At 66.0% G+C, this 18,956-nt stretch carries 23 protein-coding genes; 11 read left to right on the forward strand and 12 right to left on the reverse strand.

The genetic code is table 11. The annotated features are described in order from the left end of the window. Nucleotides 1-108: 108 nt before the first annotated feature. The 3 genes from OG828_RS30730 to OG828_RS30740 all read left to right on the forward strand — a co-directional run bounded on the left by OG828_RS30730 (nucleotide 109) and on the right by OG828_RS30740 (nucleotide 1,757). Nucleotides 109-681, forward strand: coding sequence for a dihydrofolate reductase family protein (locus tag OG828_RS30730; protein ID WP_328502941.1), 573 nt, complete (start codon nucleotides 109-111; stop codon nucleotides 679-681). A 42-nt stretch (nucleotides 682-723) separates the two neighbouring features. Continuing rightward, entirely contained in the window at nucleotides 724-1,158 is a 435-nt protein-coding gene (locus OG828_RS30735; protein ID WP_328363872.1) for a VOC family protein, read from the forward strand. Nucleotides 1,159-1,259: 101 nt separating this feature from the next. Further along, on the forward strand, nucleotides 1,260-1,757 hold the full coding sequence (locus OG828_RS30740; RefSeq protein ID WP_328363875.1) for a hypothetical protein: 498 nt from the start codon (nucleotides 1,260-1,262) through the stop codon (nucleotides 1,755-1,757). Between the two features lie 57 nt (nucleotides 1,758-1,814). Here the strand turns inward: OG828_RS30740 and OG828_RS30745 are convergent, their stop codons facing one another. Both OG828_RS30745 and OG828_RS30750 read right to left on the reverse strand, forming a co-directional pair. Further along, entirely contained in the window at nucleotides 1,815-2,276 is a 462-nt protein-coding gene (locus OG828_RS30745) for a GNAT family N-acetyltransferase (RefSeq protein ID WP_328440393.1), read from the reverse strand. A 253-nt stretch (nucleotides 2,277-2,529) separates the two neighbouring features. Further along, complete coding sequence (locus OG828_RS30750; RefSeq protein WP_328372313.1) at nucleotides 2,530-3,195, reverse strand: nitroreductase; 666 nt, start codon at nucleotides 3,193-3,195, stop codon at nucleotides 2,530-2,532. An 80-nt stretch (nucleotides 3,196-3,275) separates the two neighbouring features. On the opposite strand from OG828_RS30750, the gene OG828_RS30755 reads away from it, so the two are divergent. Next, a complete protein-coding gene (locus tag OG828_RS30755) occupies nucleotides 3,276-3,671 on the forward strand; it encodes a VOC family protein (RefSeq protein ID WP_328502942.1) in 396 nt (131 codons plus the stop codon). Nucleotides 3,672-3,699: 28 nt separating this feature from the next. Here the strand turns inward: OG828_RS30755 and OG828_RS30760 are convergent, their stop codons facing one another. Both OG828_RS30760 and OG828_RS30765 read right to left on the reverse strand, forming a co-directional pair. After that, nucleotides 3,700-3,894 carry a hypothetical protein gene (locus OG828_RS30760; protein WP_328502943.1) on the reverse strand — a complete coding sequence of 65 codons (195 nt, stop codon included), beginning with the start codon at nucleotides 3,892-3,894 and terminating at the stop codon, nucleotides 3,700-3,702. Between the two features lie 159 nt (nucleotides 3,895-4,053). Next, nucleotides 4,054-4,641 (reverse strand): TetR family transcriptional regulator, encoded by a 588-nt coding sequence (locus tag OG828_RS30765; protein ID WP_328502944.1) that lies wholly within the window; start codon nucleotides 4,639-4,641, stop codon nucleotides 4,054-4,056. 96 nt (nucleotides 4,642-4,737) lie between these two features. Between OG828_RS30765 and OG828_RS30770 the strand changes: the two genes are divergently transcribed. Then, nucleotides 4,738-5,781 carry an NAD(P)-dependent alcohol dehydrogenase gene (locus OG828_RS30770; protein WP_328502945.1) on the forward strand — a complete coding sequence of 348 codons (1,044 nt, stop codon included), beginning with the start codon at nucleotides 4,738-4,740 and terminating at the stop codon, nucleotides 5,779-5,781. Nucleotides 5,782-6,059: 278 nt separating this feature from the next. Further along, the gene (locus tag OG828_RS30775) at nucleotides 6,060-6,548 is read left to right on the forward strand and encodes a hypothetical protein (protein WP_328502946.1); all 489 of its coding nucleotides are present in this window, start codon (nucleotides 6,060-6,062) and stop codon (nucleotides 6,546-6,548) included. 202 nt (nucleotides 6,549-6,750) lie between these two features. Here the strand turns inward: OG828_RS30775 and OG828_RS30780 are convergent, their stop codons facing one another. The 4 genes from OG828_RS30780 to OG828_RS30795 all read right to left on the reverse strand — a co-directional run bounded on the left by OG828_RS30780 (nucleotide 6,751) and on the right by OG828_RS30795 (nucleotide 8,685). Next, nucleotides 6,751-7,356, reverse strand: a complete 606-nt coding sequence (locus OG828_RS30780; protein WP_328502947.1) for a DUF5753 domain-containing protein — start codon at nucleotides 7,354-7,356, stop codon at nucleotides 6,751-6,753. Between the two features lie 82 nt (nucleotides 7,357-7,438). Next, nucleotides 7,439-7,906: a hypothetical protein gene (locus OG828_RS30785; protein WP_328502948.1), complete on the reverse strand. Its 468-nt coding sequence runs from the start codon at nucleotides 7,904-7,906 to the stop codon at nucleotides 7,439-7,441. Between the two features lie 125 nt (nucleotides 7,907-8,031). Further along, nucleotides 8,032-8,256, reverse strand: coding sequence for a DUF397 domain-containing protein (locus OG828_RS30790; protein WP_328502949.1), 225 nt, complete (start codon nucleotides 8,254-8,256; stop codon nucleotides 8,032-8,034). A gap of 87 nt (nucleotides 8,257-8,343) precedes the next feature. Then, on the reverse strand, nucleotides 8,344-8,685 hold the full coding sequence (locus tag OG828_RS30795) for a hypothetical protein (RefSeq protein ID WP_328502950.1): 342 nt from the start codon (nucleotides 8,683-8,685) through the stop codon (nucleotides 8,344-8,346). Between the two features lie 327 nt (nucleotides 8,686-9,012). Here OG828_RS30795 and OG828_RS30800 point away from each other — a divergent pair, with 327 nt between their 5' ends. The 3 genes from OG828_RS30800 to OG828_RS30810 all read left to right on the forward strand — a co-directional run bounded on the left by OG828_RS30800 (nucleotide 9,013) and on the right by OG828_RS30810 (nucleotide 11,300). Continuing rightward, a complete protein-coding gene (locus tag OG828_RS30800; protein WP_328502951.1) occupies nucleotides 9,013-10,284 on the forward strand; it encodes a hypothetical protein in 1,272 nt (423 codons plus the stop codon). Nucleotide 10,285: 1 nt separating this feature from the next. Continuing rightward, a complete protein-coding gene (locus OG828_RS30805; RefSeq protein WP_328502952.1) occupies nucleotides 10,286-10,858 on the forward strand; it encodes a GNAT family N-acetyltransferase in 573 nt (190 codons plus the stop codon). Between the two features lie 142 nt (nucleotides 10,859-11,000). Further along, complete coding sequence (locus OG828_RS30810) at nucleotides 11,001-11,300, forward strand: NIPSNAP family protein (RefSeq protein ID WP_328502953.1); 300 nt, start codon at nucleotides 11,001-11,003, stop codon at nucleotides 11,298-11,300. Here OG828_RS30810 and OG828_RS30815 read toward each other — a convergent pair whose 3' ends face one another. From OG828_RS30815 to OG828_RS30825, 3 genes are all read right to left on the reverse strand, one after another. Next, a complete protein-coding gene (locus OG828_RS30815; RefSeq protein ID WP_328502954.1) occupies nucleotides 11,301-14,840 on the reverse strand; it encodes an nSTAND1 domain-containing NTPase in 3,540 nt (1,179 codons plus the stop codon). 232 nt (nucleotides 14,841-15,072) lie between these two features. After that, nucleotides 15,073-15,270, reverse strand: coding sequence for a DUF397 domain-containing protein (locus tag OG828_RS30820; RefSeq protein ID WP_328502955.1), 198 nt, complete (start codon nucleotides 15,268-15,270; stop codon nucleotides 15,073-15,075). Continuing rightward, entirely contained in the window at nucleotides 15,271-16,116 is an 846-nt protein-coding gene (locus tag OG828_RS30825; RefSeq protein WP_328502956.1) for a helix-turn-helix domain-containing protein, read from the reverse strand. Nucleotides 16,117-16,328: 212 nt separating this feature from the next. On the opposite strand from OG828_RS30825, the gene OG828_RS30830 reads away from it, so the two are divergent. Beyond that, complete coding sequence (locus tag OG828_RS30830) at nucleotides 16,329-16,964, forward strand: ATP-binding protein (RefSeq protein WP_328502957.1); 636 nt, start codon at nucleotides 16,329-16,331, stop codon at nucleotides 16,962-16,964. A 21-nt stretch (nucleotides 16,965-16,985) separates the two neighbouring features. Here OG828_RS30830 and OG828_RS30835 read toward each other — a convergent pair whose 3' ends face one another. Then, nucleotides 16,986-17,948 carry a hypothetical protein gene (locus OG828_RS30835; RefSeq protein WP_328502958.1) on the reverse strand — a complete coding sequence of 321 codons (963 nt, stop codon included), beginning with the start codon at nucleotides 17,946-17,948 and terminating at the stop codon, nucleotides 16,986-16,988. Between the two features lie 313 nt (nucleotides 17,949-18,261). On the opposite strand from OG828_RS30835, the gene OG828_RS30840 reads away from it, so the two are divergent. Next, nucleotides 18,262-18,951: a hypothetical protein gene (locus OG828_RS30840; RefSeq protein ID WP_328502959.1), complete on the forward strand. Its 690-nt coding sequence runs from the start codon at nucleotides 18,262-18,264 to the stop codon at nucleotides 18,949-18,951. The last annotated feature ends 5 nt before the right edge of the window (nucleotides 18,952-18,956 follow it).

Here is an 18,956-nt window from a genome sequence, read left to right on the forward strand (position 1 = left end):
CCGCAGTCAGAGCTCTTGGTTGGTGCGCCGCACCGCGAGTATGGGCGAAGGCGAAGCGTGCGCCGCCCGAACCTGCTGAGAACCGACACGAGACACCGAGGACCCCTGATGCGTACTTTGATCAGCACCGCTTTCATCTCGCTCGACGGCGTCATGGAAGCCCCCGGCGGCGAGCCCGGCTACCGCAACACGGGGTGGACCTTCAAGGACGTCGAGTTCCTCCCCGAGGCATACGAGCTCAAGGGCCGGGAGCAGAAGGAAGCCACCGCGTTGCTGCTGGGCCGGACCAGCTACGAGGCGTTCAGCCCGGTGTGGCCCGACATGGAGGACTTCCCCGACTACAAGGTGATGCCGAAGTACGTCGTCTCCACCACCCTCACCGAGGACGACCTGGTGTCGAACTGGGGCGAGACCACGATCCTGCGCTCGCTCGACGACGTCGCCGCGCTGAAGGAGACCGAAGGCGGCCCGATCATCGTCCACGGCAGCGCCACCCTGAACCACGCCCTTTCGGACGCCGGCCTGATCGACCGCTACCACCTGCTCGTCTTCCCGCTCCTGCTCGGCGCGGGCAAGCGGCTCTTCAGCGCCACGGACAAGGACACCCAGAAGCTGAAGCTCGTCGAGCACGAGGTCTATGCCAACGGTCTGCAGAAGAACGTCTTCGACGTCGTCCGCTGACCCGTGCGGCGATGACATCCGGGGTCTCGCTAAGGTGGGCCGATGTCGTCGATCAAGCAGTTCCAGGTCACCTTCGACTGCGCAGAACCTGAACGCGTCGCTCGCTTCTGGTGCGAGGTGTTGGGGTACGTCGCGCCGCCGCCACCGTCAGGGTTCGCCACGTGGGACGACTTCAACCGTTCCCTGCCGCCTGAGGATCAGGGTGCCTGGTTCGCCTGCAGCGATCCCTCGGGCGTGGGCCCGCGCCTGTACTTTCAGCGCGTTCCCGAAGGCAAGGTCGTCAAGAACCGTGTGCATCTCGACGTGCGGGTCGGCACCGGCCTCGTGGGCGAAGAGCGCCTCGCCGTACTCGAAGCCGAGTGCGCGCGGCTGGTCGCCCTCGGCGCGGTACGCGTGCAACTGCTGCTCGCCGACGAAGACAACGAGTCGTGCATCGCGATGCAGGACGTCGAGGGCAACGAGTTCTGTCTCGACTGAGGGCTGCGGCACCCCAACTCTCCCGCGCGCCGTGGTGCATGGCTTCGTCCTTCTTCGGGCATTCCAAGCGGGATGAGTCGGAGGAAGGGGGGCGGCCCGAAATGGACGGGGAGACGGTCATCGCGGCGTGTGCCGTAGCCATCGCCGTGGCATCGTTCGCCGTCTCGGTCTACGAGGTACGCGCGACACGGCAGCACAACCGCCACTCGGTGCGGCCCATACTCCAGTTGCAACGCAGGATGTCCAAGGGACAGAAAGCCGGGATCAGGCTCATCAACGCCGGTCTCGGCCCGGCCGTCGTCCTCAGCACCTCCCTGACGGTGGACGGCGAAGTGGTCGGCGTCTGGAACAAGGCCGGCGCGGACCGGGCACGTGAAGGCCTCGTCGCATGGCCCTACGCCGTGACGTTCACCGAGTCGCAGACCACCATCGCCACCGACTACGAGGAGTTCTTGCTGAGCGTGGACCCGTACGAGCCACACGCTCACGCCGAGTTCATCGACCTGATAACTCGGCGTCTGCACCTGGAGATCCGCTACGAGTCCCTCTACGGCGGAGAGAACTTCCACGTGACTCTGCGGCCCCGCACGGAGGGTTGACGGACCGTCGGCTGTGAGACGTAAAGGGACCCAATGATGTTGCCGAGCGGTGCTGTCTCAGCGCTGGATGGTGACGATCATCTGTGGCAGCATTCGGCCGGCGATGGAGCCCGAGGGAACGTTTCCTATGCGGACTGCGCCCATCGCGCGGTAGAAAGGCTCGGCATTCGGATCCGCGTCGATCGTGAGCTGGGTGAACCCCAGCTCTCGTCCAACTGCGACGGTGTGTTCGAACAGCAGACGGCCGACCCCCTGGCCAATGGCCTGCGGCTCGACGAACATCATGCCCAGAACTCCTGCGGGTGGCTCTCCCACAAGATTCGTAAAGCCCAGAATGTGACCGTCTCTGTCAGCCACCGTGGTTCGCCGGCGTACGACCTCGTTCGCAGCAACGGTGAGTTCTTCTCGACACGCTTCCAGGAACTCGGCGTCATAGCCCCAATGCGCCTTGGACCGCAGCGCCAAGTCGGTGAGCACCTCGGCTTCCGTTGCCTGCGCGGGCCTGATCAGCACGTCCATCTCCGTCCCCCGCTCAGGTGTAGGTCTTGGGATTTTCTCCCCCTGCAAGCGTGCGGGAACAGTACGCGATGGCCTCTGGCCGGACAGGACGGGCGTTCAGGAGGCCACGGCTGGAGGTCCGACTTGGTGGCACCGTCGACCGTCCGGATGTGGCTCCCAGCCCGAGCCCGAGCCCGCAATGAGCGCAGCGGCACGGACCGACGACCCGTCTGTTGCGAGGATCGCCGGTCAGGGCGTCACACGGTCACACGAGTCACACTCCGAGGAAGCTCACCGTCTCTGTCATATCCGCCCGCCCGGTGCGCAGCCGTGGCACGCCTTCCTTCTCGAACCCCACCGACACACCGCAGAACAGCACGAGCCCGTCATCGGCTCCGACCATCTGGCTGACGGTCCTGCGATACATCGTCCACATCACCTGCGGGCAGCTGTGCAACCCTTCCGCCCTCAGCAACAGCATGACCGTCTGCAAATACATCCCCGCGTCCCCCCACTGTCCTGGCCCCATCGTCCGGTCGAGGTAGCAGAACAGCACGACCGGCGCCCCGAACGCCTCCGAGTTCAAGGCGGCGATCTTCATGGGCCTTTCGGGGTCGTCGCGCTCGATCCCCAGCGCTTCGTACCGCTGGGCAGCCGCCGCGGAAAAACGGTCCACGTACGGCGAGCTCAGTCCAGCCGGATACATCGGATACTCCCGCTCATCACCCGGGTCGCCCGCCAGCGCCCTGGCCGTCGCACGCCTCTTCAGCTCGGCCAAGTGCTCGCCGCTCACGACATACACATGCCACGGCTGGAGATTCCCGCTCGACGGAGCCCGCGTCGCCGCGGCCAGCACTCGTTCGAGAACATCTCTGGGCACCGGCTCATCGCTGAACGCCCGCACAGCCCTGCGACTGTCCACGGCTTCATACACATCCACGACATCTCGTCCTCTCACTCCAAGGCGGGCAGCGACACGGGCCAATACCCTGATCACCGACATCACTATCGGGGAGAGTCATGACAAGTAGGTTCACCGAGTTGGCCGTTGACTGCCACGATCCGGAGAGACTCGCGGCATTCTGGTGCGAGGTCCTGGACTTCAAGGTGATCGAACGAGGCGAGGGCAAGGTCGAGATCGGCTCCTGGGTGCCGACCGTCGAGGATGTCCGGGCCCGCCAGATGCCGCCCACCCTGGTGTTCATCCAGGTACCCGAGGGCAAGACCGTCAAGAACCGGCTTCACCTCGACGTCAGCCCGATCGACGGCAGCACCGAGAACGAGGTGACCAGGCTGCTCGGCCTCGGCGCCACCAAGACGGACGTGGGCCAGGGCTCGGACCGAAACTGGGTCGTCATGGCAGACCCCGAGGGCAACGAGTTCTGCGTCCTGCGCACCCTGGCTCCGCAGAACTAGGCCATCACTTCGGGACCGGCGCCGCTCGTCAGGTCGTCTGCTCTGCGCGGAGCCGCTGCACGTCTCGTACGAGCGCGTACACGGCGCTGAGAAAGATCACGGCTCCAGCCGCGATCCAGAGGGCCGATGCCCCAGAGCGGTACTCATGAACGGCACCGACGAGCAGCACCATGCTGGCAAAGACGCCGAAGGCCGAGATCAGAGCGCTGATGCGGTTAGCCACGTGGACATCATCAACGACGACCTCGGCCGGCGGCAGCGATCCTACGAATCGGGCCCGTCTGCCCCGCCGTGAGCGCCACTTGCTGACACTGCTTGGACCCGGGCCTCTGCGTGCTCCCCAATGGAGAAGCCAAGGCACGCAGATGACTGGACGGGGCGATCAGGCGGCCGTCATAGCGCGGTGAACACTCTCGCGGAGCAGGGCGCGACGCCGCTCGTGCAGTTCGGGTGGCTCCTGTGCGGTCGCCGCGTAGACATTGCTGACCGGTGACCAAGCCATGGACATGGCGATAACCATGGCCATGACGTCGAACGGGTCTCCCTGGCGTACCAGGCCGGCCTCCTGGGCCTCGGCGATGGCGCGCAGTTTGTGGTCGTCGAGGCGGTCGGGATCGTCGACCAGATGGCCGGCCGGGCGCCGCTCCAGGCGTGCCCACGTGGCCAGTCGGATGAGGTCAGGGCGGCGCAGATACTCGTCGTAGAGGCGTACGGCCCAGTCCGCGAGGTCGGCGGCGTCGATCGGGGCGACATTCACGATCCGCTCCAGCGAGCCGAAGAAGATGGCGTCGAAGAGCCCTTCCTTGCTGCCGAAGTAGGCATAGAGCTGCGCCTTGTTGGTGCGTGCGGCGGCCACGATCCGCTCGATGCGCGCTCCGGCGATCCCGTGCTCGGCGAACTCCTGGGTCGCCACATCGAGGATGCGCTGGTACGTCGCGGCTCCGCGCGAGGACAGGGGCTGATCGGCCATGTCCCCACGCTACCAAACAGAACAGTTGGTTTGCCTAGCTGCCCCAGACGGCCGTACTCTCAAATAGACCAACCAGTCTGTCTATGAGGAGGCGCCGTGAGGAACACCGTTGGCTGGCAGCTGGAAGATGCGTCGACGACGCTACGGCGGACGCCACTGGAACGGCGCGACCTGCGCCCCGACGACCTAGCGGTCCGGGTGGACTACTGCGGCGTCTGCCACACCGATCTGCACGCCGTCAGCGCCCGCGACGGCGACGGAGGCCGGCCCCTGGTACCCGGGCACGAGTTCACAGGCGTGGTGACCGAGACCGGACCCGCCGTCACCCGCTTCACCGTCGGCGACCCGGTCGCGGTGGGCAACATCGTCGATTCGTGCGGCGCGTGCGCCATGTGCCGGGCCGGCCAGGAGAACTTCTGCCACGCCTTCCCGACCCTGACCTACGACGGCACCGACCGACACGACGGATCGACCACACTAGGCGCCTACTCCCGCGAGTATGTCGTCCGCGACCGCTTCGCCTACGTGCTTCCCGCCGGTCTGGATCCAGCCGCCGCCGCTCCTCTCCTCTGCGCCGGGATCACTGTCTGGGAACCACTGCACGCTCTCGGCGTCGGGCCGGGAACCCGCGTCGCGGTGGCGGGGCTCGGCGGCCTGGGTCACCTCGCGGTCAAGATCGCCGTAGCCCTCGGCGCCGAGACCTCCGTCATCAGCCGCTCCCCGGACAAGACCGCCGACGCCCGCCGTCTCGGGGCCCATGCTCTGATCGTCTCCACGGACCCGGACCAGATGGCTGACGCCCGCGACCGCTTCGACGTCCTCATCGACACCATTTCCGCCCCGCACGACCTCGGCTCCTACCTGCGTCTGGTCGCCATGGACGGGACGCTCAGCCACCTCGGGCACCTGGGACCCGTCACCGTGGAGACCACCGACCTGCTCATAGGACGCAAGAAGCTCAGCTCCGCAGGCAGCGGCGGCACGCCCGCGACCGCCGCCATGCTGGACTTCTGCGCCAAGCACGGCATCACCGCCGACATCGAGCTGCTCCCCTCGGCCCGAGTGAACGAGGCCCTCGACCGCCTCAGGCGCGGCGACGTCCGCTACCGCTTCGTACTCGACATGTCCGATCTAGGCTGATCACCTCGCTCTGGACAGATTCGGTGCCGGTGGACGGCCGTTGCTGCCACGGGGTCATGCAGACACCTCTGCCGCACCACTCCCAACCCGGCCACCCAGCGATGCACCCCATGAATCGTGACGTCCCCCCCCCGTGACCAGCTCACGGGCCAGCCGGACCGCCGGCCACAGCAAGTGCGGGTGCGGTGCAGTACGAGGGTCATCACTCGATCGATATCGCCGCTGCCGACCGATTCCGGTACCGCTGCGGATCAGAACGTTCTGTGTCCTGTGTCCGCATGGCACTATCCGTTGGCGTGGAGTGGTCGAGTCTGGTCGGGACGGGGCTTGGGGCCGTACTGGGAGTGGGGGCCACCTTGGTCGGCGAGCATGTGCGTTGGCGGCGCACAACCAGGGACAACAGGCTGCAGGACCGCCGGAACCTGTACGCGGACTGTCTCGTCTCCTTTCGGAAAGCGCACGAGGCCATGCGGTTGGCCGCCGACGAAGAGCATCCGAATCCACAGGCGAGAGCGGCCCGGATCCGGCAGGTGTACCAAGCGTCGGGATGCGATGAGGCACGGGAACGGCTGATCCTCACAGCAACCCAAGAAGTGGCGTCGGCGATCGACGCGTCATACATCTCGCTTCGAAAGATCCGCGAGGTACTTGCCTCTGGCGCCACCGTGCCGACACCGGACTATCAAGCAGCCAGGCAGACACATAGAGAGACGACCGAGGCTGCTCGCGACGTCCTCCGTCGTGATCTGAGTTCCCTGGACATCTGACCCGCAGTCCGTGGACGGCAACTCCCGCGCCCGAGGCGGAAGCGACCGCCACAACTGCGGCCGATGCAGCACTCTCTCGGTCATGACGGGCATGCTTCCGTGCCGATGGTTCGGGCGTGGGAGCACAGCACCAAGCAGCCGCGGCGCCTGTCCGGGTGCTCTGGCCGCTGGAGCTGTGACATCAGGGTGTCTGGCGGTTCAATCAACCGTTGCTCCAGAAGGCCAGGGCCTTGGTGATCAGATCCTTGGCGGTGTCGCCGTATGCCGCGGCATTGCTGATGGCGGCGAAGGCCTTGTCGTGGAGGGCGAGTTCCTCCGGGTCGGTGATGTCCACGCCGGAGGAGACGAGTTCGTAGTGGACGCTGTCGCCGCCGCGCATGTTGAAGCCGGGCATGGGGACCACGCTCACTTCGGCGGTGGCGGCGAGGATGCCGAGGGTGAGTGAGGGCAGGTCGATGTCCCGGAGAAGGCGTTCCATTTGCCCGCGCATCACCTCAGGTCCTCCGACGTTCGTGTAGAGGGCCTGCTCACCGAGGATCACCTCGTATTGGTGCTCACCGTCGTACAGAACCTGCTGCCGCTCCATCCGCTTGGCCACCCCCGCCGGTACGTCGTCCGGCACACCGAGGAAGTCGACGACCCGACGGAGGATGACGGTCGCGTAGGCCTCGGTCTGGAGGGTGCCCCAGATCATGTCGGGCACGTACCCCTTGCCGTTCCGCGTCTGTTGGTACCAGCGGATCACCTCGTCCTGGATGTCTTCAGTGCCGGTGGACAACCGCTGCTGCCAGGGGATGATGCTCGTCACTGCGTTCCTCCTCTTGTCGTCCGTCGTCGGCAGAGCGACCGACCGGTCATCAGCATGTCGTGGCTCGCTCAGCGAGCTGCGATTACCGGACAGGACACGGCAGTTCAGGCTTCGAGCGGTTCGGAGAGCACGTCACCACCGCCAGCGATAGATACGAGGGACGTTCGAGATAGAAGCCGAGCGATACGTCAGCCCCCGCATCGAGCCTCTCCACAGCGGAGTCGACCAGCTGTGCCAGGCGGGCGATGTCGCGGTCCCTCTCCGAGGCGAACCGGGGCTCGTACTCGGCCAGTTGCTCCCCGACCCAGGCCGCCGCTTCCTTGGCCTGACCCCACGTGCCACGAACCAGAGCACGCGGCTTGACGAGCCAGTACGCCGTTTCCAGAGGCGGAAGATCCGTGGCCCGGAACTCCGCCGCCACCTCCCGGTACCGCTGGATCAGCTCATGCCTGCTTCCGGCCGGTGGTGGCTCAGGGTGTGGGGGCCGTCGTAGGGCTTCGTCGTCGAAGCGCTCCTTCGGGCCGGTCCAGAGGTAGCCGTGATGGTGCACCGCTCGTACCCGTTCGGTGTCGAGGGTCGAAGGTCGAAGGTCGGTCGAAGCGCCTCGAAGGCCCAAGGACCAGCCGGCCCCGATCCGACGCCAGAGTCAGCCGGGGCCGGCCGAAGAGGGGACGGTCAGCCGGACAGACCGAACCGCGCCGGGTCGATCCCGGCCGCCGTCAATTCCTCCGTGCTGAACCGCAAGGGCTCCGCGTCCGGCCGCTTGCTGTCCCCCAGGGCCCAGGCGTTCTCACCGATCCGGGCCAGGGTCCCGCAGCCTTCGGTACAGGGGCCTCCACACGCCTTCACGAAGGAGATCCCGTTGATGTCGAGCCCGTACAGGGTGGTTCCGTCCAGCATTTTCTGCACCTTCCTGGTTAGCTGACGCGGTCGTGAGTGACCGCCGCCGCCCTTGGCGGGCGGGAGTCTGATTTCGTGGCGGCCAAATCAGGCGTTGGCGCGCTGTGCGAGCTCGCATCGGCCCGCGGCGACGAGCGAGCGCACGGCCGCCGGGCGGCACAGATCGCCATCGCGTCGCGGTGGCACCACCCAGTAAGTTCCGGGCGGCTCCCGGCGGTCGATCCGTGGGACGCCGAGATACGTGCCTTTACCGAGGCATGGCGCATCCTCGGCCTGCTCCAATTGCTGGATCACGCCTGCACCCCAGTTGATCAGGGCGTAGTAGGTGGCACCCGCGGTGCGGTGGTCGTGGATGACGGGACCACTCAGCCATTCCTGAATGGCGGCGGCGATGAGGGCGGGTTCCTCGTATCCGACGGCAGCCTGCACAAGTTCACAGGGCAAACGGACTGCGGCAAATAGACCGCCGAGTGGGAGGAGCGCCACGCCTTGGTGCGACCACTCTGCGTGTGCCTGCTGCGGTACCGGATGAGCGCGGGCAAGCCACTCAGTAATCAGTCTGTCCATGTCGGCTGGCGTCAGCACCGTAGCCCCCTCGGTTGAATGTGCTGGTCACGCCTATGAGGAAACCCGAAGTGGCCAGTCGGCCATCAGGACACATCCTGGGGAGTTACCAGCAGCCGACCGGACAGTTTCACCAGGTGGCGGAGGCCGGTAGGACTACCGTCGAATGACCACGTGCGCGAGGGGGCAGAAGTGGGCAGCAAGAGAAACACCAGGCTCGAAGCCCTGTTAACCGAGTTCGGCTACACCCATCAGCAGCTTGCCGATGCGGTGAACAGCGCGGCGGACGACATCTTCGGCACGCCCGCCAACTGCACTGACCGACACGTGCGCCGCTGGATTGCAGGAGACGTGCATTGGCCCTGGCCGCGCTACCTCCTCCCGCTCCAGCGCATCTTCGGCCGCAGCCCCGAGGCCATGGGCTTCATCCCGCGCAGCTCTTCACACGTCCCGCCTGCGCCTCGGCGGCCGGATCCCGCGAAGGATCGACACACCGTACGACGGCGGGAGTTCATTGCCGTTGGCCTTGTCGCGGCACTTGGTCTGGACGCCATTCCCTCGGTCGGCCGCCTTGGCACCAGCGATGTTGAGCGCATTCGAGTCATCGTTCCGGCCCTGTACAAGTACGACCACTCGTTGGGCGGTGGCGCCTTGCACGAGGTCGCTACCGAAGCCCTGCGCCGCGTTCAGAACGCTGTCAACCACTGCACTTACGGCGAGCGCGTCGAACGTCTCCTGTACTCCGCGATGGGAGATCTGGCCGCTTCCGCCGGATGGTTCGCGTACGACGCCGGACGGCAGGAAGCCGCGACCGGTCTGTACAACGAAGCCCTCCAGGCCGGCATGCTCTCTGGCGACGGAATGCTGCAAGCCCGTGTCTGGTCCAACCTTGCGATGCAGGCTCGCCTCCTCAACCGCGACAGGGAGGCCCTACGAATTGGTCGTGCCGCCGTGGAAACGCGCCAGGCGAGGAGCGACCCGTGGCTGATGGCACTGCTCCACTGCCGTCAGGCCGTCGGACACGCGCGCACCGGAGACCGCACCCGCGCCCAGCGATCCCTTTCCCGCGCTGAGACGGCCTACGATCGAACCCAAGGCCAGCCTGTGGCCTGGCTGTCCTTCCTTACCCCAGCGGAGCTGACAGGCCTGGCAGGCGCCGCGCATCAGGCCCTCGGACAGCACCGACGGGCCGAACAACTCACCGCGTCTGCCCTCGAGATGCTTCAACCGCGCTTCGAGCGGAATCGGGTCTACTACACGGCTCAGCACGCCCAAGCCCTCATGAGCAACGGAGATGTTGAGCGCGCTGCAGCCCAAGCCGGTGAAGCCGTCGCCCTGGTGGGACGAGTTCAAAGCGAGCGCATCCGAGACAAGCTCGGCGACCTGCGCCAGCATCTTCAGCGATACGCGTACGTTCCAGCGGCTGCGGATTTCCTGGAGCAGACACGAGAGACGGGAGCGTGAAATGGGCGGGCTTCGACTGGAACGCAGGGACGCGGCCGGTCTGGACGACATCCGACAGCAACTCCTGGACGTGTACGCGGAGATCTACGCGGACCGGTTGAGCGAGGACTTCCACAGCATCGAGAGGTTCAACGAACGGCTCGGCTGGAACACCGAGGTCCCCGGGTTCGCCGCGGTCGTCGGCTACCTAGGCGACACCCCGATCGGTTATGCGTATGGCTGCACGCTCCAGGAGACGACGCGTTGGTGGAACGGCCTCCAAACACCGGTCCCAGCTGAAGCCACCAGGGAGACCGGCTCCCGCACCTTCGCTCTCTCGGAACTCATGGTTGTCGAGAAGGTCCGTGGAACGGGCGTCGCCCGACACATGCACGATGAGTTGCTACGTGACCGGCCGGAGGAACGCGTGACGCTTCTGGTCGAGCGGGATCATCCCAAGGTCCGGGCGCTGTACGAGTCATGGGGATACGAGTGGTTCGGAGAAGCGCTGCCCTTTCCCGATGCTCCGATGTACGACGCCTTGATTCTTCGACGTGGACCTGGACGAGCAAGCCAGCCCGTGCCGAGTCCGTGAGGGCGGCGTGCTGCTATGGGAGTTGCCGCAGTGATCTCGTCTCCCGCAGAGTCGGACCTGACGCGAGTCATCTCGCCCTGTCGCCGGCCACTCTCCGACGCATAGCCTGCGGTCCGAGAGCTACGAGCCAGGGAGGGACCACATGCCCAGGACTACTCAACTGCGCACCTACACCGTCCGGGAGGGAATGCTCGACGAGTGGGTGGAGCGGTGGCGTGCGGAAATCGTGCCGCTGCGCCTGCAGTTGGGGTTCGCCATCGATGGTGCCTGGGTGGACCGCGAGCGCAATCAGTTCGTGTGGCTCATCTCGTACGACGGCCCGGAGACGTTCGCCGAACGCAACGCGGTCTACTGGGCTTCGCCGGAGCGGAAGGCGATGAACCTGGACCCGGACGAGTACTTGGCGCACACCGATGACCGGACGGTCGAGCCGCAGTTGTGATCACGGGTCCAGTGGCAGCATGTGGTGTCGCCGCTCCTCGCTGCTGAGCACGCGGAAGACCCTGCCACGCGCTTCGGCTTCCAGGCGGTCGAAGTCGGGGGCAGCGAGCCACACGCGGGCAGTGCCGTCGGAGGAAGCGGTGAGCAGGCGTGTGCCATCCCGGGACCAGGCGACCGAGGTCACCTTGTCCTGGTGCACGCCGACGATGGCGATCTCGTCCAGGGTGACTGACGACCAGATGCGTACGGTGCGGTCGTCGGACCCGGTGGCGATGGTCCGGCCGTCCGGCGACCAGGCGACAGCGCGGACACGGCCCTCGTGGCCCTTGAGGACCTCGATGCGGCGGCCCGTTGTGGTATCCCAGACAGCCGCTGTCCAGTCACCGGAGGAAGTGGCGACGCGCTGCTCGTCCGGAGACCAGGCGACGTCGTCGACGTAGTTGTCGTGGCCGCGCAACACTGTGAGCTGCCGGGATTCGGCCACGTCCCACAGTCGGCATGTGCGGTCGTCTGAGGCACTGGCCAGGAAGCGCCCGCTGGAGGACCAGGCAATTCGGCTGATCCAGTCCTGATGTCCCGTCAGGCAAGTGAGCTCTACGTGATCTTGGACCGCCCATACCCTCACCGTGCCGTCGTGGTCTCCGGTGGCGACGCGGTTGCCGTCCGGAGACCAGCTGACACACTCGACCACAGCTCCCCGGTGGTCGAACTCGCTCTCCTGGCCCGGGCGGACGATGCGGAAGAGACCGTCGTTGGTGCTGATGGCCAAGCGGTCGTCGATCGGTGACCACGCGGTGCTCCATACGCGGCCCGTCTGTTCGATCACTTGCGTGGAAGGGGCGCCCGTGGTGGCGTCCCAGACTCGGACCGTTCCGTCGTCCGACGCGGTGGCGATCTGTGTGTCGTCGTGCGACCAGCCTGCCTGGTTCACGGGCCCGCGGTGTCCATCAAGGAGCAGGCTCTCGGCACCACGCGGCCTCAGGTCCCATACGCGTCCAGTGCCGTCAGTGGAACTGGTGGCGATCTGGTCGCCCGACGGGGACCACGCCACGCCCCAGACAGTGTCGGTGTGTCCTCGCAGGACAGCGATCACCTTCGCGTCGTGTGCGTCGACGATGCGTACGGTCCGGTCGGAGGAGGCCGAGGCGAGCATCCGCCCGTCGGGTGACCATGCGACGTTCCAGACGTAGTCGGAGTGGCCGCGTACCAGGAGCCGCAGTTCACCGGTCTCGGCATCGGAGATCCGTACCGTGTGGTCACCGGAGCCGGTGGCGATGAGGCGTCCGTCCGGAGACCAAGCGATGCCCTCCACGAAATCGGTGTGGCCGCTCAGGGTTGTCACCGAGGTGCCGGTGGCCAGGTCCCAGACCCGGGCGGTCTGGTCGTGCGAGGCGGAGGCCAGGCGTGTGCTGTCCGGCACCCATGCGAGGCCCCACACGTCGTCCTGGTGTCCACGAAGCTCGTGGACGAGGTCCCCGGTTTCGGCGTCCCACACGCGCGTCGTCTGATCGCGTGCAGTGGCGGCAATCCAGCGCCCGTCGGGTGACCAGGCGACTTGTCGCCCGGTGTCGGTGGCGCCGGTGAGCAACCGCAGCGGTTCTCCCGACGCGGCGTCCCAGATTCGTACGACATGATCACGGCCCACGGTGGCGACCTGGGCCGAGTCCGACGACCAGGCCACGCCCTCGACCATCGTGCCGCCGGACGGGAGGACGTGCAGCGAGCGACCCGACCTCGCGTCGTATACGCGGGCTGTACCGTCTCTCGACGCGGTGGCCAGCAGGCTGCCGTCCGGCGACCATGCGATGTGCCGGACTACGTCGGTGTGCCCGTCCAGTTGGGTGCGCAGGTGACTGGATGCCAGAGCCGTCATCAGTCCGCGTCTGGCAGCCGGGGTCGGGGTGCATTCGCCCAGCGCTGCCAGTGTCAGCAACAGGGAGTGCTCCGGCTGCTGTTCCGCGGCGCCGAGCGCGTACTGCCCGATGCTGTCCGAGACGCGGCGCAGAAAGGCGACATCGCGTCGCTGTGAGGACTCGACGAGAGACTGAGCGGTCGCCGAGGCCTGCCCGGTCTCTTGCAGTGCGTGCAGCCATCGCCGGGCCAGGGTGAGCCGCTCGCCGGTGAGCAGGTAGTCGGAGCTGCGTCCGGAACGCTCCCAGTCCTCTGCCCATCGTTCGAGTTCCGCGCGCTGACGCAGCTGCTCGGTGTGTGCGTCGACCTCCTGCCGCAAAGGGGCCCATTGACGGAACAGAGCCTCGTGCGTCACCTGCACATACGGCTCTTGACCCGCGCGTACGTCGGACATCAGCAGGCGCGCGTCGACGAAGGCGTCCACGACACGTCGCTCCTGCGCCGTCAGCTCGGCGAGGGGTACGCGGCGCCGGGCCACTTCCTGTCTCTGCACAGTGACGAATCTGAGCAGCACCTTCAGTACGAAGTCGATACCGTCGTCTCCGCAGCCGAGCTCCGACACGGTGTCGTCAGCCTGACGTGCGAGGGCGCCGGCGACGCCGCCGAGGCTGTGATATAGCTCCTCCGACACCGTCTCGCCGGAACCGGAGGCGAAGTACAGCTCCTGCAACAGATACGCGAGCAGCGGCAGTGCGTCGTCTGTGCCCACGTCGCTGACGATGGCCTCCACAACGCCAGGCGCGAAGGACAGACCAACGAGGGCGCCGGGCCGCTCCACCACCTGGGCGAGTTGGTTCCGGCCCAGCGCGCCGATGGCGACCGGGTGCTGGAAGAGCTCGGCGTGACGCGTACCGAGGAGCTGTCCCAGGAACTCCACACGCAGCGTGGCGAGCACCCGGATTCGCGCATCCTGGGTCACGCAGGCGTGCAGCGCATCCAGGAACTGGGCACGCTCCCGCTCCCCGGCGAGAGTAATGATCTCTTCGAACTGATCGACTACGACGAGCATGTGGCGGAACCTGCTTCCGCGCAGCCGCGACAGCTCCGCGGGCAGGGAGGCAGGGTCCTGCCGCAGGCGTCGCAACACCGCACCGGCTGATTCGTGCTCCCCACCCGCCGTGGAGATGGCGGAGGCCAACGCCGCAAGCGGATTGGGGCCTGGTGGGAAGGCGGGCAGGATCGACCACCGCCGGACACGCAGACGCGGCAGCACCCCTGCTCTCACGAGCGACGATTTCCCGCTCCCCGAAGCCCCGACGAGCACGAGAAACTTGTCGGCTGGCCGGCTCTGTGGTGCGTGCAGCCGCCGCGTCAGATCCTCGGACTGGTTCTCCCTGCCGAAGAAGACCGCGGCCTCGTCCTCCACGAAGGCGTCCAACCCGGGGTACGGGACCCGGTCGTGGGGCCAGTCCGTCGGTGGAGGAGCAGGATTCTCCAGCCGAAGGACGACGATCTGCATCACCACCATCGTGACGATCAGCAAGCCGATGGCCGGTATGGCAACCTGCTGGAGCAGGTTCAGGAGCCACGGGGCTTCGTTCTCGCTGGTGGCGTAGTTGGTGACGATCCCCAGCAGGCTTGCGACGAGCACCAACATGGCCTGGAGCAACAGCTGCAGGCGGTTCCTCATGACGTACTAGCCGTCAGTACACCGTTACGCTGCCGCAGCACTCCGTGTCCCCGCTCTGCCGCCGTCAGTCATTGGGCATCGGGTCACCGACGCTCGTGGACATCATCTGCGGGGTGAGAGGGGATCTCAACAGTGCCCTAGAAAACCGGTCACAGCGCTGGTAGTCCTCGACCGTGGCCCCTTCGTCGCCCTTCATATCGTTCGAGTTCGTCAGGTGATCGGTTCCTACGGCCTACTTCACCGAAGCGGCCAAGAACTTTCCCCAAGCCCCGGCTGACACCCGCACATGAGGTGCCTCAGGCTGCTTGGAGTCCCGTAGCAGCACGCCGCCTGGTATGAAGGCCGCCTCCACGCACTCGGTGGCATTGCCACCGCTGTACGACGACTTGAACCAGACGAGCTCGAAGACGGGCTGAGGGCGAACGGACATTCACAGCTCCTTGCGGGCCTGATGGATCATGGCGGAGGAGGCCTCCATGTCCAACGCTTGTGCGCGCAGGTACTCGAACGCAAGTCTGTATCGCTCCAGCTCCTCTTCGCGCTCCAGGAAGAGGGAGCCGGTGTGGAAGTCGACGTAGGCGACATCGAGGGTGGGCTGTTTGCCGCCGATGAGGACGAAGCTGCCGAGTGCCGCCGCGTGCGCTCCCTTGGAGAAGGGCAGAATTTGGAGGGTGATGTTGGGCGACTCGTTCGCTTCGAGCAGTCGACCCAGCTGTTCGCTCATGACAGCTGGTGACCCGACGATGCGGTGGATCACTGACTCGTCCAGGATTGCCCACAGCCTCGGCGGCTTGGGGCGGTTGAGGATCTCCTGTCGCTTCATGCGGATGTCCACCAGACGCTCGATCTCGGTGGGCGCCAGCGGGACTTCGTTTGCGCGCTGGAGTGCCGTGCTGTAGGCCCTGGTCTGGAGAAGTCCCGGCACGTAGACACACGCGAAGTGGTCCTCCCGTACAGCCTCGTCCTCCAGCGTGAGCAGCAAGTTCATGCTCTCTGGGATGAAGTCGGCGAACGAGCGCCACCACCCTTGCTGCTTGGCGTCCTTCGCCAGCGCGACGACCGCTTCGCGTTCCTCGTCAGTTGCGCCGTACTCGCGACATAGGGCGTCGATCACAAGCCACTTGACCGGCCCTGCCTGTGTCTCGTAGCGGCTGACGGTGGCTTTTGAGACGCCGACGAGCTGACCCGCTTCCTCAAGGGTCAGTCCCTTCCTGGCCCGCAGTTTGCGCATGACAGCGCCGAGTTGTCGTCGTCGTGTCGTGGCCCGGTTTGTCATGCGGCTCCCTACGCGTGGTTTCCGGGGCTGTCCGGAAGCTCAATCAGGCTAGGCAGCCCGCCTGTTGGCCACTACCGCATTCACCCGAAGGATTGTCGTGAGAAGTTACACGGCGAGACTTCTCTATGTCATGCTCGCAAGCAGAGAGTCACGCACTGCATCCGTGTGTTAGCGGAGTGCGCTGGTCGGCGTGGCCTGAAGGGAGGAGAGCCGTGACTGGTTACGACGCGAACGAACCCCGGTTCCGCTGTGTCCTGCCGTTTGAGGCGGAGCCGGCGGAAGTCCGCCTGCTGCGCAGAGCCACCGTCGCGCAGCTTGGCCAGTGGGGCGTGTCTTCTGCGGCCGACGAGGTGGAGCTGCTGGTGACGGAACTCGTCACGAACGTCATCAAGCATGTGGGAGCGGGCGCCCCGGCGACGCTGATCCTGGAGTGGCGCTATGGACGGCTGCGCGTCGAGGTCCACGACAAGAGCCGGACCCTGCCGACTCCCGTGAGGGCTCACTGTGACGAGGAGTGCGGGCGTGGCCTCCATTTGCTCGCGGCTCTGGCGATGGACTGGGGAACGGTCCTGACGACTGTCGGTAAGTCCGTGTGGTGTGAGATCGCGGCACAGCCGACGGCTGTGTGCCGACGTGCGGAGCGGGCTCGCGGCGCGCTGGAGAGGTACCGTGAGGATCACCCCGTCATGGCTGTTGAAGGACGCAGTAAGGCGGTTCTCCTTGAGGAATCCGCGGTCGAGCTCATCGCGGACTTGCTGCACTGGACCGCTGCGCGGGGCCAAGACCCGGATGACGTACTGGACCGGGCCCAGACGCACTACGAGGCCGAGGCGGCTGTCGCCGCCTGAGCGCTACCCGCACGCTTGGCCTCATGGTGCCCCTTGCCGCATCGACAGAGCCGCTTGCAGGAGTGCGGCGGCATCGTCAGGTGCCCCATGTTGGTGAAGCTGGGCCGCTGCCCGCATCACATGAGGATCGGGATTGTCCCGTCCGTAGATGTGGATCAAGGTTCCTGCAAGTTCGTCCAGTTGACCCTCCCGCAAGACACATACAAGGGCCGCCGCCTCTGCCGGGCTAAGCACTTCTGCGGAGTGGCGCAGCAGGGCCAGAACCCCGTCTTGCCGGCCGCCGTTCTGCAAGGCTTCGGCCTGGCGGGCGACAGTTAGTGCGGCCCTCTTCTCCGGATTACTCTGCTGCCGGTCCCCCCTCCGAGGGGGGACCGGCAGCAGAGCTGCGTCAGCCCGCGCAGTCAAACGGGATCGCTGGCCGGCCCGAATGGCGCGCCGTGCGCTGGTCTTGAGGGTGCGCACCTCCCGAGCCCTCAGTTCCTGCACTTCACGTTTCAAGGCAGCAGCCCCCTCTCGTAGGGCTGCGGCTTCCTTCTGGACTGCGTTGAGTTCGTCCTGGACGGCACTGAGTTCAACGGAGCTTTCGACTGTCTGCTGTTGCAGTTCCACCACCTCGTAGCGCAACTTCACGCAGTCGTCGCATTGCTCGGCAGCGGCTTCGGAGTGCAGCTTCTCCAGCTCAGCAAGCGTGATGCCTACCTCCTCCACGCCGCCCGCACTCGCCATCGCGTGGAGATCCCTGACGATGCCTATGTCTGGCAGGTACTCGGCAGTGAGGTATCTGGACAGGGATGTATCTCCGGTATGTAGCCGGTCGGCTGCCTGCTGCTGCGTCGGGGCGCTGCCGTCGGGGTTCAAGGCCAGCAGGCGGCAGAGTTTCTGCAGTTGGGCGGCAAGTGCTCGCTTCCCTGGGGGAACGTCGCTGCCGAACTCCTTCTTCGCCGTCCAGGCGTAAGGAGTGAGGCTTCCTTTTGCTCGTGGCATATCAATCACTTCATTCCGGTCTATGTGTAGCGAATTAGCTGAAATCGGGCCGCCGCTGGCAGGTCTTGTCGGCTTCGTGGCGCATGCGGCGCAGGTCGGACCAATTGTGCACGACACAAGGCGAGTTGTGTTCTTGCTAGTTGATGCGCAAGTGTTCCAATGGGGACTGATATTCGGTTCTCGGTGGAACACTGTGAGCAGCCGCTCGTGGAGCGGGGGGTGGCCAAGACGCCTGTGCCGCTGCGTGAGTTACGCATGCGCGCATACTGCGCCTTTGCCGAAAAGCGTGCGATTCAACAACAGGAGTGAGTAAATGGCGCAGCCGTCCTGGCGGGACACAGGTATCGGAAGCATGGCGCGGGCTGCACTGTGGCTGGTGCAGGAAGTAGGGGAGGGCAACATCTTTACCAAGGCCGAACTGCGCGAGGCGTTCCCGGACGTCGCCCAGATCGACCGGCGTATTCGCGACCTGCGTGACCATGACTGGAAGATCTCGCCGAGCCGTGAGGACCCCACACTCCGTCAGCAGGAGCAGCGCTTCGTGTCCCAGGGGGCGGAGGTGTGGATCCCTGGGAAGTCGAAGGCGCCGAAGCACAAGGCGAGCCTCACGGCCGCCCAGCGCACGAAGGTATTGGACGAGGACGGTTACCTCTGCCGCACGTGCGGAATCGCGGTTGGTGAAGCGTACGAAGATGGAATTGACCAGGCGGTACTCAACGTGGCCCGCCGCAAGGTGATCCAGCCCAGCGGGGACACGACCTATCAGTACATCACCGAGTGCAAGCGGTGTGGGGCGGGAAGCTCGGGCCGGCAGGTTGATCTGCGGCGCGTCCTGGAGCAGGTTGCGGCTCTGTCGCCTATGGAGCAGCGGGTACTTGCTGGCTGGATCGCCGCAGACCGGCGTTCCTTGAGTCCGCTGGACAAGCTTTGGGGGCTGTACCGGACGCTGCCGGAGCCCTCCCGTAAGGCCGTGGCGGACGCGCTCGACGGCGCGAACGACTAAGACAG

The organism is Streptomyces sp. NBC_00457, from assembly GCF_036014015.1.
Taxonomy (GTDB): Bacteria; Actinomycetota; Actinomycetes; order Streptomycetales; family Streptomycetaceae; genus Streptomyces.